The following is a 14718-nucleotide window of genomic DNA, read 5'->3' on the forward strand; positions in this document are numbered from 1 at the left end:
AATCGCTGCGCGGGTGGTCGAGATGAAATCGCAAATCCGCCTGCACCTGCCGACATCGTGCCCCGACCAGCGCATCCTGCGCATCGTCCTCGATCGCATCCCCCAACTCGCGACATAACGATGGGGGCAGACGCCCCGAAACGAACCCGTCGACCGCAACCTGCAAACCCCCGCCTGCCATCACGACGGAGCAATCCCGGCGCCTGACGAGGCGCGTGGAAAAGCACCGCAACGGCGACCACAGCGTCGCTTCAGGCCGTCAAAAGCTTATCGCCGTGCATCAAGGCGGCTAGGTAGGTGTGGCCCGGCTTCGTTGAATCCGCTGCGGGCCAGCTCTCTGATAGAAATCGGCGCCGTCGTCCCAGGCTTTCCATGGGCATCGTTTCCCGCGCGGAATGAAGGTCTCCTTCCCGAAGGCGGCAATTCCTAAACTCGGTGCGATGCCCGATTTGCGGTCAGGCTGCATCCGCCTTTTCTTCCAGACCAAGTAATCGCTTCGGCCAGAGCGCCGGCGGTGAAGAATTGTCTTGCGCTATCCCTAGCAAATGCGCTCATGCTGCTACTCCTCCACGGGCACCTGCGCCGGGAGGGCACCTCTAAACGCGACCGATAGACCGAGGGGAGGGCTCAACCCAATGAGCAGGGTGGCGCCCGCAGATGCGACTCCAGCTTCGTCGGCGACATTTGCGCCGCTCGAGAATGCAACTTTCCGATCGATCTGGCTTGCTACGCAGGTGTCCAGCTTTGGCTGGCTAATTCAAACTGTCGCCATCAGTTGGCTGATGGCGACCATTTCGACTTCCGACGTGATGGTCGCCTTGGTGCAGGCTTCGACGACGTTGCCTACATTCATCCTGTCGATCATCGCCGGAGCCCTGGCTGATAATTTCAGCCGCCGCAATCTGATGTTCGCTGGCTGGTCCGTGATAGCGCTGTCCTCGGCGATGCTGACGGTTCTTGCAGGCTTGGGAATTTTCAATCCATGGATGGTTCTTGCATTCAGCTGTTTGGCCGGAGCGGGCGCCGCTTTCACCGATCCCGCTTGGCACGCGTCGGTCGGCGACATCTTACGAAAACGCGAAGTTCCAGCCGCGGTTACGCTCATCTCGGTTGGATATAACGCTGTTCGAAGCGTCGGTCCGGCGCTTGGTGGCATTGTCGTTGCCTCCTTTGGACCTTTGACAGCTTTCGCTGTGGCGACGCTGACCTATCTAGCGCTGCTGTGGACCATAGGGCGCCGCAAATGGGATGTTCGCTCGTCCCCCCTCCCGCGCGAGCCATTGACCACGGCCATTCATGACGGAGCGCGCTTCACGGCGCTATCGGCGGAGATCAAGGCGGCAATCGCGCGTGGCGCGCTTTTTGGCCTGACCAGCATCTCCATACTCGCGCTCCTGCCTGTCGTTGCCCGCGATCAATTAGGCGGAGGACCGATCGTTTATGGCATCCTGATGGCTGGCTTCGGGACCGGCGCCTTGTGCGTCGGCATCTGCAACAATGTTTTGAGACGGTCGCTCTCCCAGGAGCGACTGACAATACTGGCATGCATTGCTTGCGCGGCGTGTTGTTTATCTCTTGCTCTCACGTCTTCAGTGGCAGTGGCGGCTATTGCGCTGGCGCTCGGCGGCGCGGGATGGGTGGTCACCTGGACGGGGCTCGACGTAAGCGTTCAATTGGCAAGCCCAAGGTGGGTCGTTGGTCGCACGCTCTCGATCTATTATGCCCTTTCGTCGGGTGGTATCGCGGCCGGCAGTTGGCTGTGGGGTACGGTGGCTGAGAACTATTCGCTTGCCTCAGCCCTGGAGATTTCAGCTGCTGCGCTACTGATGGTCGCGGCCACCGGGTTCCTGTTGCCGATCCGTCAATGGCAAGACTCTGATCAGGATCCTTTTGGCTTCGAGACACCGCAACTCGCTCTCGACCTGAAGCCGAGAAGCGGCCCGATCGTCATCAAGATCGAGTACTCAATACCGGAGGCAAACGTCGAAGCTTTCCTCGATCAGATGCAGGAACGACGGCGGGTGCAAAGCCGCGTCGGCGCCAGGCACTGGAACCTCCAGCGCGATCTTCAGGATTCCTCGCTTTGGACAGAAACCTTCCGCACGCCGACCTGGATGGACTATCTGCGCCTAAACCATCGCCTCACAGCGGCGGACAAGGAATTGGACCAACGTCTGCTCGAATTGAACATGGGTGGAAACCCACCTCTTACTAAACTTTCGATTGAGCGGCCGACCGGGGCAACCCGCAAGCGGGATCAACCGACGCGATTTTTCTTCCGCCGGTGATCGCAGGCTGTTGTTGATAGAGTTTCAAGGGTGAGGGTAGATGACCGGCTTGGTAAGATTTGAGAGGCCAGTTGTGATTCAGATTGGCCGCTATACAGAACGCACCGTGTTCGATGTTAATGATGCGGCCTCCATCCTGCTGCGGGATCTTGGTGGTCGTCAGACGGAGAAGCACAGGGCAGCTATGGACGCCTGTCTGAAGGTTATACGAGGTGAGCTTCATCCACCCGCCGCCCGCAGGGCTTTCGTCGCGGTCGCGCGCGAAGCAAAGATTCTACGCTGCGATTGACTGGAGTGCTCAAGCGGCACCGCCCGGCAACTGGCGGCTGATACGGAAGGCCTGAGGCATGACGTTGCCGCTCTTCTATCTGACACGAGCAGGGCGCAGCAGTTCCTACCCGTCGACTACATCAGGCAAAGTATCTTCGACGACGCTCAAATTTCGATCGAAAGCCTCGGTGTCGGATGCGTGGGCTCGGAGAGATCGCACCTTGTTTAGGATAGCCGCAACCGCCGCTTCTTTTTCTGGCGCTATGCGTGTTGTCACCGCTTTGGCCGCCAACGCGGAAAAATCTATGGCGGCATAAGGTGGCACACCTGCAGTGTCGCTTGCTTTCGGCCGTTCTTTGACGATTGTGCGCCGGCCCCGCGGCGGAGCCATACGGCCGGCTTTTGCGGCAAATGTTGCGCCGCGCCGTAGGCGCGTCTGCAAGAGGCCTGAGCGGTACGCCGGTGCTGTCGGCACAATCGTCGGGAGCGCAGGAGATGGAACCGCCGCGGAAGCGTCCAGCGCAGGTCTTTTCGTGCGCGAAGCGTCGGTAGAGGCGGGCAGGGGCATGAATGCGCGTTTGGCGAGCTGGCCGTCGGCGAAATAGAAATTGCGCGTGCCAAGGATCGGCAGCTCGCCGCGCGGCAATATGATGACCTTGTTCTTGTCGAGCGTGCGGATTTCGTCCGGCCGCATGAGCGGCCGCCGCACTTCCTTGCGGTGCTCCGAGCGCGTGTAATAAGTGTCGAACAACGTCGCCTTGGTGCGCGTCACGTCTTTTTGCACGTCCGACCTTTCGCCGAGCTGCTCGGAAACGTAGCGCAGATCGTCAGCATCCTGCGCGCCGAAAAAGATCTGCACGCGAGCGGCATTAATGAGCGTCTTGCGCCCTTCCTGGCGATAGATCTCGCCTACAGCCTTCAACGACTGCACGAAAAACCACATCGAAACACCGTTGCCGCCGAGCACGCTCGCCATTTCGGTGACGTTCTCCAGCTTGCCGAGGTTCTGGAACTCGTCGAGCAGCACAAGTACCGGATGCTCGGCCGGCTGCGGCAGGCTTTCCGACATGAAGTTCATCATCTGCGTGATCAGGACGTTGAACAACGGTCCAAGCGAAGTGATCTGCTCGCGGCGCACGTCGAGATAGAGAGAAATCCGGTCCCGCTTGAGCCTGCGAATATCGAACGTGCTGCGCGAGGTGGCTCGCATCAGGCGCTCGTTGAGGAAGGGGGCCATGCCGGTGCGCACGCCGGCGTAGATTCCGGAGAACTGCCGCTCAGACATCTCAAAGTAGGGCAGCAGGGTTTGCAATGTGAAATGCGAACATTCGCGGCGGCGTTCCTCGCGCAGCGAGCCGATGAATTCCAGGAGCGGCTGCTCGGCACCGTTCATGATCTCGAGGATTGTGGCAAAGGTCTTTTTCTGGTTTGGGATCGTCGGCGATTCCATGACGAAGGATGCTATGCCGGTAAAAAGGAGACGGGCGTCGTTCACCCAATAAGGGTCGGCATTTGAGGGCGGTCGCGGAAACAGCGCCGCAGCGATGTTGCGAAGGTCGATGTCGCGCTGCGCCGAATCCAGCGAGATGAAGTCCATCGGATTGTAGCATGCGGTATTGCCGTCCTGATCAGCCGGCGCAAAACGCACCACGCGGCTGATGGTTGAACGGTAACCGGCAGTCGCCGCATAGGTCTCGCCCCGCAGGTCGAGAACCACGAGCGAATGCGGCCAGGTCAAGGCGTTCGGGATGATGAGAGACGTGCCTTTACCGGAGCGCGGCGGTCCTATGACGAAACCGCCGACATCATCGCCATCAATCCACAATTTCTTGCCGCCGATCAGCTTGCGCTGGGTCAAGCGGATCTTGCCGGAGCGCTGATCGCGGCCGGGCGACAGAATTTCGGCCAGCCTGCCGCCGGCTCGACCGACGAAGACGCCGCCAACTTTCGTCAGGCCGGTTTTTGATACGTCGCTCATAGTCATGAAGCGAGAGTCGTTGCGCTTTTTCGGGCGCATGAGAAACAGGCCGACCAGCGGCGCAAGAAACCCTAATGCCCCTGCGGCGACGGCGTATTGTACCCGGCTAACATTCCCCGCTATCGTATCTGCCCAGGCCAGACGAACGACGGGCAAGGGATTGGCGTTCAACTGGTCGAACAGGACCCGGGAGCCAGTCCTGAACCAATCTGTCGCGGCATAGACGACGGTGAAGACCAGGGCGCCCAGGGCCATCGCCATGAGCACCATGAAAATTGCAGTTGCGATTTTCTGCATGGATAGGCCCCCGCTAGATTGTCTCGGCCTTGGTGAACTTGATCTCGCTGATGCCGCGCCGTCCGCCTTCGGTGCGGACCATCTGGACGACCACCGGAATGACCTCGCGCAGATAGCCGAGGATTTCGCCTCGTGAGAGGCCCGAACTGCCCTGCATGACCATGAGCGCCAGCCGCTCGTAGGCGGACCGGGCGGAATTGGCATGAACGGTCGTGAGCGAACCCGGGTGGCCGGTGTTGATCGCCTGGAGGAACGCGAAGGTTTCAGCGCCGCGTAACTCGCCCAAAAGCAGACGGTCGGGCCGCATGCGAAGCGAGGCTTCGAGCAGCTGTTGGGCGGAGACCTTGGCAAGCCCCTGGTCGCCCTTCGAGGCTATCAAGGTGACGTTGTTGGGAGCCGGCAGCCTCAGTTCGCGGGTGTCTTCGATCGTGATGATCCGCTCATGGGCCGGGATCTCCTTCAAGAGCGCATTCAAGAAAGTCGTCTTGCCGGTTGACGTGCCGCCTGAAACCACGATCGAGACGCGGTTGCGCACCGCGTATTGCAGGAAGTCCATTGGCGACGTGTCGTGCAACATCTCGACGAGTCGCTTTTCTTCGATTGAAAGCGCAAGGCCGCTGCCCATTGCCGTGTCCTCGAAGGCGCCGAGATCCTTGTAGGCAGCAAGGCTCATATCCATGATGACCTGCTTGCGGATCGAAATCGCCCCGCCTTCGGGAGCCGCCGGCGGCAAGATGCATTGGATGCGCTCACCCGAGGGTAGAGCGGCCGACAGGACCGGCTTCTCTTCGTTGATGACCTGATTTGTCGCCGAGGCGACACCCGTCGAGATATGCCTAATCCAGCCGGGCGTGACCTCGCGCTTGACGACATGCTCCATTTCCTTCGCGCCGAGGCGTTCGATAAACAATTCACCCGGCCTGTTGATCGCAATCTCGGACACCGCATCTTCGGTCAAATAGGCCCATATCGGTTCCAGATGAGCACGCAGGACCGGGGCTCTCGCCCAAGGGTCAGGGAGGGGATGCACGGCATTCATTTCACCGGGCTCCCATAGCCGGAATAAAAATGATCCGTCGGCATGCCGTAGAGAGGCGTCGGATCGATCGCCGCCTTCGGCCGCCCACCTGCCTTCAGGCGTGCAACTTCTTCCTGGACGGGATCGGCGTATAGGTCCGAGAAATCGAGATCTCGCCGCACCAGCACGACGACCGATGTGCCCTGGTCGACGTAGACTGTCGGGCCAATGTTCTGCGTGTCGCGAAACGCCTCTTGCGCGAGTTGCTGCAAGGCGGTCGATGACTTATCAAACGCGATGCTGCGGGCGTCGCGCTGCGAGCCATTGCCACCATAAGTTAGGGTCGTGGTCTCACCTGTTACGGGATCGATTGTCGACACCTGGCGCTGTTGGCCATCTTGCCCGCTATCGCCAAGCGAGGACAGATATTCAGAGACTCCGCCAACGACGGAAAGCATGATGGCGTTGCCGTACCGTGCAGCCCAGTGCGTATCGACACGGCCGCCCATGCCGCCGCGGCCGAGCGCGTCGGCACCAGGCGATTTGATGTCGACGGAAATGCCATCCGAGCGGATGACCCTGCTCCAGACGATGAAAACACGCTTTTGACCGCGCGCAAGCCCCGAGCGGTATTCTCCGGTCAGGCGCGAGCCCTTCGGAATGAGGATCCGCCTGCCGTCGAGCGAGAAGACATCCTCACGCACGACAGCGCGCACGGCACCGGGAAGGTCGGTGTTGATCGCGGTTTCCAAATAGCCGCGAATGATCGTGCCTTCAGGGATCAACGCATCGGTGCGTCGGAAGACCCTGGCTTTGACGATGCCGGAAGAACTTGCCTCAGACTGCGCCAGGAATGCCTTGTTGGGATCACTGTCGGCGCCGGGGACCGGAATGATCTGACCGTCGGGCGCGATCTCGACCTGCGCCGCCTGGGCGCCGGCATCCGTCGAGCCGGTTTGATCATTCGTCACCATCTGGTTCGAGCGCAGGCGTTCCCACACCGCTTTTTCGCGCTCGGCGGCCTCTGCCTTACGGCGAGCCTCTTCCTCTGCCGCGGCTTCGCGGCGGGCTTCTTCCGCCTCGGCCTTGCGGCGAGCCTCCTCTGCCGCCATTTGCGCCTCCAGCGCGCGCCGCTGCGCATCGAGATCCGCGCCCTCCTGCACGGTCTGATCGACATTGGTAGCCTGTTGCGCGCCGCTCTGGTCGGCGGCCGGTGGCGGCACCACAATCTGCTCGATGGTGCCGTCGGCAGGTTGCGGCGGTTCGTTCAACGCCGGCGGGCGGAATTCGGGCGGGTTGAAGTTTTCCTCGCCGTCGCTGCGAACATCGCGCGATACCGGCTCCCGGGGCCAGTTCAGCCATATCAACGCGCCAACCAGCACCACGCCGAGGGCGACCAGGGCGATCCTGGTACCCACGCCCGCACCGCGGCGCGCGACCGTCGGGCTGCCGTCCAGCTGGTTATAATCGATCTGGGTCATCACCGCCCTCCGCTGGATCCGAACAGGGTGGAACCGCCTGTCAGTTTCGTTGGACCGTAGACTTGCTCGACCGGATCGATGGCGTTGGGTCGCGCCCGGTTGTAGAGGCAGAGCGTCTTGCCATCGGCCCGCAAGGTGAATTGCTGCGCGACCTTGTCGATGACTGTGTATTTGCCCTGCGTGCGAACGTTGACCAGCGACTCATGGCGCTTGTCGTCGACAACGAAAATCGCCGGAATGTCACCCTTGAACTCCAGAAACACCTTCGTGCCGTCGTCGAATACGGTACGCGGCTTCAGGCTGTCGTCACCCTTGTAGGCATAGTCGTAATTGAGATCGGCATAGTTCAGGTCCTTCAAATCCGGATCGGCGGCGCTCTCTTTGGCCTGTGAGAGCAGGCGCGCGTTGATATCCTCGTCCGGGTATTTGAACCGGACCTGGAACGATGCCCGGTCACGGCTATTGTCGGTTGCCTGCAGCAGCAAGGAATAGACGCGCCGGTTGGTGACGACGTTGACGTTGGTCCACGCATCGCGCTCCAGCGGCTTTACGAACAGAAATCGCGATCCGCGTTTGGGGATGATCGACCAGCCTTTCGTGTCGCCAGCCGACACGGTTTCGATGACTTCGGTCGGGCTGAGCTCGACCATCGTCGAAATACCCAGAGCTGCGCGCACCGACGTCACGTCGTCATTGTTGAAGGTGACGTATCGGATGCGGCCGTCGCGTGCGGCCGCGTCGTGCATTGTGCCGAGCAGAAAGGCGGCCGACAGCGCAAGGCCCACGCGCCATCTCATTGTAGGCTCCCCGCAGCGGGCGCCGATTCCTGATCGCGGCGGTAGTCCGTAACCTGAAATCCCAACGGATTGTCGAAACGCCATTCGTTCTTCAGCGGCGTCGAGGTGTAGCGGAATTTTATCACCGCCACCCAATCGTCGGTGGTGGACGAATTGTCCCGCCGCGTCGTCGTGGCAAAGCGCACCGAGGCTGTGTTGCGATTGAGCAGGGAAACCGACTTGATCTCGACCGAGACAGTGACATTGCGGCCAAAAATCTTGTCCAGCGATTGTGGATTTGCAGGCGTATAAAGCCACGTCAAATCCTTGGATGCCGCGTCGGTGGAGTAGAGCTGGGCCAGGTCGTAATTCTGTTTCAGTTCACGGGAATCGTAGGTTTCCCGGGCCCTGATATAGCGGACCAGATTGGCCGCCGTGACGGCTTCGTTCTGCGACAAATCTCCAGGCTTCAGCGCGCGCATGATTTCGAGGTAGCCCGTCGATTTGTCGACCTCGACAACATACGGTTCGAACTGCCGGAGCGGCAGGATCAGCACGAGCGCCAACAGAGACAGCACCGCCACCAGTCCGGAAACGCCGCTGATGATCCAGGCCAATGTACGCGATCGACGCATTGACCGGTGCGTGTCGTCTTCCCAGGTCGCGCCCGCCCTGTAATAGCGCTTGTCGACGAGTTCGCTGCTGCGGTCGGCAGCCGTTTCCACTGGCATTGTCACGTTACTATTGCCTCGTTTGCGCGACGCATTCTGATCCACGCCGCGATCGGTGATCGTTCTTGTGTCCTAGGCCAGAGGCCTGGAGTTATCGCGCGCACCTTGCTGGATGGCGGACCGGGTTGCGGCATCCGCCCTAGCTGCTCGCGAAGATCGAAAACTGTTTGCCGCGAGCTGTCGGGCGCCGCGAGCGGCGCGGCCTGCGACCCATCGCGCGCCGGAATAGCGCACGGCGTTTCTGCCGAAGTTTCTATAAGGATTGTATGCTCCCACGGTGCTCAGATACCCGCCGCCATTCAGGATCGAAGCAATCGAAGGTATCTGCATGAGAACGTAGATCCCGATGATCGTCACCAGCACCAGCGGCAGCACCAGCGACATTTTGCTGTCCATGGTCGCTCCGCCGGACGTGGCGGTGTTCAGCGCCGCGTTGACGAGCGAGAAGTAGAAACCGAGAAAGCCGTAGATCAGGACTTGCTGGATCATCAGGAAGGTGCTCAGCGAAAGGAAGCCTTCGCTCATGCGCGAGGACCATCGGTAAAGCCAGAGAATGATCCATATCGGCGCCAAGGCCAGCGTGATGAACAACATCACCTTGGCGGCGATGATCGCGGCAATGGCAAGCGCTGCGAAGATGATGGCAGACAGCAGGACGAGCAGCGACAAGAGCGCGCCAAAAATGTCATAGAAGGATCCGCTATAGACCTGATTGGCGACGTCCTGCGCCCCTTGGTAGAGATTGTCGATCAGCGCTGGAATTGCCGCCTGATCGCTGAGCTGATTGCCGGTGGCCCGCGACACGGCGCCGACGATCACCTTACCGACCTCGTCTGGAATGCTTTGCACGAGCTGATAGATCGTCGCGGAAAATGTCCCCCATCTGGTCAGCAGCAGATAGATGATGACGGCGCGGCCGAGGCGATAGGCCGCTTCGATTGGCGAAATCGACTCACGCCCGCTCAAAATCGAATAGCCCCACCACACGATATAAAGGGTCAGCATCAGCGTGAAGACGTTGCCCATCGCATTGCCCAACTGCATATAGACGGTGCGAACGAAGTCCTCGCCGATGTTGTCAATGCCACCGAGGATGCTTGCGGCGAGACCGTTCATGGATCCTCGTCAATGATGCTGGCGAACGGCGTTGAATTGACCGGCTTCAGCGCGCCGCATTCGTCGGTGTGGGCATACGCCAAAGGCCCGCACGGAGCTTTCAGTTCGCGATTAGCGCATCCAAAAAGCCCCGCGCCGAGCCCAATCACAACGCATATGCGCAGGACTCGCCTCGACAAGCGCTCAGCCCCCGCTCTTGCCGAATTCCGCGAATGGATTGACGGTGCGCGGCGTCATCATCTTCTGCACCTGGCTCTGGCGAAGAAGATCTCCCTTCAGCTTCTCATTCAGGGCCGCGACCGCACCGTTCTGCACGCCGATCAGTTCGTTGACCGCGCGCGCGTTTTCCAGCTGCATTCGTGTGTTCTGGTCCACCGATCCCTTGACGTCCTGTGACTGCCCGATCTGCCCGCTCGCGGACTGCAGGGACCGTTGGCGCTGGGTGACACCTTGCGAGGCCTGCGAAGTCAGCGCGCTTAGCAGCGAGGCCACGTTGACGCTGCCGCCATAGGCCGTGTTGACGGCGCTCGTCTCTTTGCCGGCAATCTGCTGGAGCTGCTTCACCAGCTGGAGCCCGTTGATGACGGCGCCGGCGATTTTCTGGATTTCGGGCGAAAGGCCGCCAAACGAAAGAGCCCCGCCGTTCAGGATCGATCCGAACGACGGCGCCTGGGCAATCGACATATTGCCGCCAAGGCCCATCTGTCCGATCCCGAGCGATCCGTCACGACTGCCGCTGAGAGCCTGCAGGATCTCGTCGCTCTTTTTCAGGATATCCTTGTTCGAATCCATGATGGAGTTGGTATTGTCCGCATTCTTGCGGGCGACATCGAGATTGGCGCCATCGATGACGGCAATCTGTGCGTGGGCCGTGCTTGCCCAAAGCGCCAGACTGCCGGCAATTGCGAATTTCGTCATGTCAGCCTCCTATTGCTGCAGAGAATCGATGACGCTGGCAGCGCCAGCAGGGTCAGTGGTGATGATCATCGAGCGGCTGTCGGCTGAGCTTGTCCCTGCATTCTCAACCGCGCATGGTAGCCACCGGCCGCGATCGATCTTCAACCATTCCAGTTCCGCGGGATTGCAAGAGAACGGGTTTGGAGAACCGCTCTTCGGCTGTTGCACCAGCTTGGCCGACTGCGATGCCTGAACGTTCTGCAACGACAGAAGTTGAGCCAGCAGGCCAGTGAAATTCCCCGCATTGGCGAGGTACTGGTTGGTGACATCGGCGTTGATCCCACGAGCCGACGAGTTCAGCTCCCAAGCGTCCTTGTATTCCGTCACTTGGCCAACGTTGCCCGCTAGCGCGTCAATCGCCGCATAGTTGGCGCCCATCTGCGATGAGCTTGCATCAAGGCCGCCAGCCGCCTTCCTGACCGTGCCCATGGCCGCGTCCTGGGCCGTGCCGCCGGCGCCGTCGGCCGTCACGATCGAGAATGGTGCCGGCGCGGCGGCCGGAGCCTTGCCGCTCGACACATAGTCGTTGAAGTAACTGTTCCAACGGCCGACGCCGCCGGCCCATTGGTTTTGCTCGCCTGCGTTCGATCCGTTGTAGAAGGAGGCGAGACAGCTGTAATTTGTCGCCCCGCATTGCTTCACCCCCATTCCGAGATATTTGACGCCGCCTTCGATATTCTGCTCGTTCACGTCGCGGTCCAGTCCCATGGACTTGCCGGTGCCCTTGGTCAGCTGCATGACGCCTTTGACGCCGGTGTGGCTCCCGGCGCACGTGTCAAAGCGCGATTCCTGATAGGCGACGGAGAGCGCCAGGCCTTCGGGCACGCCGTACTTTTGCGCGTAATAGCGGATCATTTTCACGTTGCCCGCGTCGCGCTGCAACGCGTCGGCCGGGGACCGGCGAAACATCTGTGAGCGGTATTTGTTCGAATAGGTGCAGACGACGCTTTTCTTCCTGTCGGTTTCGTCCTTCTTCGCTTCATCCGACTTCGTGCTGTGCTGCTCGTCCTCTTGCCGCTTGTCGAGGTTCGAATCGTCGATGACCGCGATCTGAGCGACAGCCACGGTCATGCTTCCCGACGTCGCGAGAGCCACGGCCAGACAAGCGCTGCTAAGCCGCTTCGTCATGCTCGTTCTCCCATCCGCAGAAGTATGGCAGCCACATCTCCGGCTCGTCGCCGAAGGTCTCCCGGAGCCGTGCGCATTCCTTGCTGTTGGCTTCGTTCGAGGACAAGACCTTGATGAGATCGGGCATCGCCGACAAATCGAGCTTGGCTACGATCGAGTCGCTGTCGTGCTTGACGAGGAAGGTGCGTGTTTCCTTCGCGGTTCGGCGCACGAACTCGAATTCCTTCGCTGTCAGCGAGAAGCGCTCCATGTAGGACTCCTTGCTCGCCTTCGGGTTGGGGAAGAAAATGTTGGTCTTCGTTTGCTCGATCAGTGACGACGAGATGGCGGAATTGACGACGTCTTCCGCCGTCTGCGTGCCAAAGCCGACCACGCCGTTGCGGCGACGAATGGTCTTCAGCGTTTCGTTGATGAAAGCGGCGAAAACCTCGTCGTCCAGCAGCTTCCAGCCTTCATCGAGGAAGAGCATGATCGGCGAGCCGTCGATGACGTCCTCAAGACGGTGGAAGATGTAGAGCAACGCCGCCGAGCGCAGCTTTCGGTCGCCCAGGATTTTGGTCATGTCGAACCCGACAACGGGTTTCGAGAAATCCACCAGATCGACGGGATTGTTGAAAAGCCAGCCTCTGTCCTTCGGGTCGAGCCAGGGCTGTATCCGCGCGGCCAGATCATTCATGCCGGGCATGAGCGAACCCCGCAGCACTTCCGGCAGCAGGTCGAAGGTCCGCTGTTTGCGCGGGATCTTGTAGATCATGTCGACGGCGGCGTTGATGACGCGCATCTCCGCCACGTCCAGCGCACCGCCTTCCGGCGTTAGAATGTAGATGAGCAGATCTTCCAGGAAAGAACGGTTTTCTGCCGTGTCCTCGAGCTGCAATGGCGCGAACCCGGTCGGCTGAGAAGGCTCCATCACCTCGTATCGACCGCCGAGCGCCCGAACGAAAATTTCAGCGCCGCGCATATAATCGAAATAAACACATCGTGGCCGCGGCATGATGCGCATGGCCTGCGCCATCAGGAATGACAGCACCACGGTCTTGCCCGAGCCGGTCGGACCGAACACCGTAAAGTGCCCGACATCGTGAACGTGGAAATTGAAATAATAGGCTGTCTGGCTGGTCGTTTCGAGCAAAGCGATGGGGCGTTTCCAATGCAGCCTCTCGCGTTGGCCCGAGGGGAAATTGTGTCCTGAAAAAAGGCCGGCGAAGTTAAGGGACGAGATCAACGCGCGTCGCGCGATGTAGCTGAAATTTCCCGGCAACTGCGCCCAAAAGGCGAGTTCCGTGTTCAGTGTCTCGCGGACCGGCACGATCGACATGCGCGAAAGCTCGGCCGTGATATCGGATAGCGCACGGTTGAGCCCAGCCATATCCGGTGCCAATGCCATGACGCTCATGTGATGTTGTCCGAAGACGACTTCGCCGCCGGCCAGCTTGTCGGCGCCGTCGTGGACGGACTGCTCGACTGTCGTGCCCGCCTCGTCGGAGCCCTCAACCTGGTTCGCGATGGTGTTGATCCTGCGCATCGCCGTGACACGGTCTTCGATCGCGAAACTCTGCGTCAGGACGAACTCATGTGGCAGGCGCAAGAGACCGTCCAATGAGCCCGGCGCGGTGAACGGCGGATATTCCTTGATCGACACCATGGCGCCGAGCTTGCCAGCGTCCGGTCCGCGAAGTTCCAGCGCGGACTTGCCGAAAAACAGCTGCCGCGTCGCCAGCACATCGCCAAGGGACATGCGCGGCAAAGGCATTTCCACATCGACGCCGCCGGCGAGGATCTTCGCCAAAAATTCCGCGGGCTCGGAAAAGAAGCCGTTGCGGCGCTTCACGAGACCGAGAAGACGTGCACCATAAGCCGTAAAATCCTTGACGACGCCGTCGAGAACGTCCTGCAGTTCGGCCATCGCCTCTTCGCGGGTTTCTTCGCCTGCGGTGCTGATGCGGAACGCATTGAGCGCCTTGTCCACCCAGCCGACGCGGCCGACCATCGGCCGGCGTATGACCGTCAGATACGCTTCGTTGACGAAAAGGTTTTTCGCCCCAAGCTCATCCATGTAGCGGGCGTCGAGCTCGGCCACGAAAGGGTTGTCAAAGTCGCCTTCGATCTCCGGCGTCACGTGGCGGCGGATGATGGTAGTGTAGACCGCAAAGCGAGACGTTGAGAGATTCCGGAACGTCGTGTTGCGGTTGAACATGCGGCTGTTCAACTCGGCCTGGTCCATCGTCTGGAAGGGCAGGCCACTGAGCTGGATGACGCCCACCAGAAAGCCGCTCTTCGTTACGATCAGATTGTCATCGACATGGCGAAGGTAAGGGATGTGCATCGCCGCGGGCTTTTCACGCCGCCGCTCACGGCCAAATTTCAGGTCGGCATCGAGGCTCATGGCGAATAGCTCCTCGCCCCCCAGAAAGTAAGGTTCGCCACCGCTCCGCGTTTGGAGACGCGCCGCTCGAAAATATGAAACATATAGGGGTCGAGCTGGCACAGATATGCGCTGACCAGATGCACCACGCCGAACACCCCAAGACCGAGCATGAAGCTGCTCGTGGCGATAAAGCCGATCACCGCCAGGATGCCGTTCAGAGCAAAAACTTCATATCGCACCCCCCATTTCATCGGGGGGCGTGTCAGTGGCAGGCTGACCGGCTCGACATAGACTTCCTCGTCGTCCATGT

12 protein-coding genes are annotated in these 14718 nt (G+C 60.4%); 2 read left to right on the forward strand and 10 right to left on the reverse strand.

What is annotated here, in order from left to right; genetic code table 11:
* Nucleotides 1-635 precede the first annotated feature (635 nt).
* Nucleotides 636-2288: an MFS transporter gene (locus NKH43_RS10705; RefSeq protein WP_031195547.1), complete on the forward strand. Its 1653-nt coding sequence runs from the start codon at nt 636-638 to the stop codon at nt 2286-2288.
* A 40-nt stretch (nt 2289-2328) separates the two neighbouring features.
* On the forward strand, nt 2329-2577 hold the full coding sequence (locus NKH43_RS10710) for a DUF982 domain-containing protein (RefSeq protein WP_023723202.1): 249 nt from the start codon (nt 2329-2331) through the stop codon (nt 2575-2577).
* Nucleotides 2578-2682: 105 nt separating this feature from the next.
* Here the strand turns inward: NKH43_RS10710 and NKH43_RS10715 are convergent, their stop codons facing one another.
* The 10 genes from NKH43_RS10715 to NKH43_RS10760 form a co-directional block, all read right to left on the reverse strand.
* Complete coding sequence (locus NKH43_RS10715; protein WP_352621698.1) at nt 2683-4833, reverse strand: type IV secretory system conjugative DNA transfer family protein; 2151 nt, start codon at nt 4831-4833, stop codon at nt 2683-2685.
* A 13-nt stretch (nt 4834-4846) separates the two neighbouring features.
* Nucleotides 4847-5872 carry a P-type DNA transfer ATPase VirB11 gene (gene virB11, locus NKH43_RS10720; protein WP_352516251.1) on the reverse strand — a complete coding sequence of 342 codons (1026 nt, stop codon included), beginning with the start codon at nt 5870-5872 and terminating at the stop codon, nt 4847-4849.
* On the reverse strand, nt 5869-7332 hold the full coding sequence (gene virB10, locus NKH43_RS10725; RefSeq protein WP_352516252.1) for a type IV secretion system protein VirB10: 1464 nt from the start codon (nt 7330-7332) through the stop codon (nt 5869-5871). Before virB10 ends, virB11 begins: the two co-directional genes overlap by 4 nt.
* Nucleotides 7332-8129: a TrbG/VirB9 family P-type conjugative transfer protein gene (locus NKH43_RS10730; protein WP_352516253.1), complete on the reverse strand. Its 798-nt coding sequence runs from the start codon at nt 8127-8129 to the stop codon at nt 7332-7334. The genes virB10 and NKH43_RS10730 overlap by 1 nt, the downstream gene beginning before the upstream one ends.
* Entirely contained in the window at nt 8126-8839 is a 714-nt protein-coding gene (locus NKH43_RS10735) for a VirB8 family type IV secretion system protein (protein ID WP_352547726.1), read from the reverse strand. The genes NKH43_RS10730 and NKH43_RS10735 overlap by 4 nt, the downstream gene beginning before the upstream one ends.
* Before the next feature lie 72 nt (nt 8840-8911).
* Complete coding sequence (locus tag NKH43_RS10740; RefSeq protein WP_352516254.1) at nt 8912-9955, reverse strand: TrbL/VirB6 family protein; 1044 nt, start codon at nt 9953-9955, stop codon at nt 8912-8914.
* 183 nt (nt 9956-10138) lie between these two features.
* Nucleotides 10139-10873 (reverse strand): type IV secretion system protein, encoded by a 735-nt coding sequence (locus NKH43_RS10745; RefSeq protein WP_352516255.1) that lies wholly within the window; start codon nt 10871-10873, stop codon nt 10139-10141.
* A 9-nt stretch (nt 10874-10882) separates the two neighbouring features.
* Nucleotides 10883-11794: a transglycosylase SLT domain-containing protein gene (locus NKH43_RS10750; RefSeq protein WP_352806984.1), complete on the reverse strand. Its 912-nt coding sequence runs from the start codon at nt 11792-11794 to the stop codon at nt 10883-10885.
* A gap of 229 nt (nt 11795-12023) precedes the next feature.
* Nucleotides 12024-14426 carry a VirB4 family type IV secretion/conjugal transfer ATPase gene (locus tag NKH43_RS10755; RefSeq protein WP_352516258.1) on the reverse strand — a complete coding sequence of 801 codons (2403 nt, stop codon included), beginning with the start codon at nt 14424-14426 and terminating at the stop codon, nt 12024-12026.
* Complete coding sequence (locus NKH43_RS10760) at nt 14423-14716, reverse strand: VirB3 family type IV secretion system protein (protein ID WP_352516259.1); 294 nt, start codon at nt 14714-14716, stop codon at nt 14423-14425. The genes NKH43_RS10755 and NKH43_RS10760 overlap by 4 nt, the downstream gene beginning before the upstream one ends.
* Nucleotides 14717-14718: the final 2 nt, after the last annotated feature.

This window comes from Mesorhizobium sp. M1163 (genome assembly GCF_040318415.1).
In the GTDB taxonomy this organism is placed as follows: Bacteria; Pseudomonadota; Alphaproteobacteria; order Rhizobiales; family Rhizobiaceae; genus Mesorhizobium.

Bases quoted from the DNA above. Each gene is read 5' to 3' on its own strand.
- virB10 (WP_352516252.1), bottom strand. From the start codon at position 7,332: ATGACCCAGATCGATTATAACCAGCTGGACGGCAGCCCGACGGTCGCG.
- NKH43_RS10760 (WP_352516259.1), bottom strand. From the start codon at position 14,716: ATGGACGACGAGGAAGTCTATGTCGAGCCGGTCAGCCTGCCACTGACA.
- virB11 (WP_352516251.1), bottom strand. From the start codon at position 5,872: ATGAATGCCGTGCATCCCCTCCCTGACCCTTGGGCGAGAGCCCCGGTC.
- NKH43_RS10735 (WP_352547726.1), bottom strand. From the start codon at position 8,839: ATGCCAGTGGAAACGGCTGCCGACCGCAGCAGCGAACTCGTCGACAAG.
- NKH43_RS10715 (WP_352621698.1), bottom strand. From the start codon at position 4,833: ATGCAGAAAATCGCAACTGCAATTTTCATGGTGCTCATGGCGATGGCC.
- NKH43_RS10740 (WP_352516254.1), bottom strand. From the start codon at position 9,955: ATGAACGGTCTCGCCGCAAGCATCCTCGGTGGCATTGACAACATCGGC.
- NKH43_RS10710 (WP_023723202.1), top strand. From the start codon at position 2,329: ATGACCGGCTTGGTAAGATTTGAGAGGCCAGTTGTGATTCAGATTGGC.
- NKH43_RS10730 (WP_352516253.1), bottom strand. From the start codon at position 8,129: ATGAGATGGCGCGTGGGCCTTGCGCTGTCGGCCGCCTTTCTGCTCGGC.
- NKH43_RS10705 (WP_031195547.1), top strand. From the start codon at position 636: ATGAGCAGGGTGGCGCCCGCAGATGCGACTCCAGCTTCGTCGGCGACA.
- NKH43_RS10755 (WP_352516258.1), bottom strand. From the start codon at position 14,426: ATGAGCCTCGATGCCGACCTGAAATTTGGCCGTGAGCGGCGGCGTGAA.
- NKH43_RS10745 (WP_352516255.1), bottom strand. From the start codon at position 10,873: ATGACGAAATTCGCAATTGCCGGCAGTCTGGCGCTTTGGGCAAGCACG.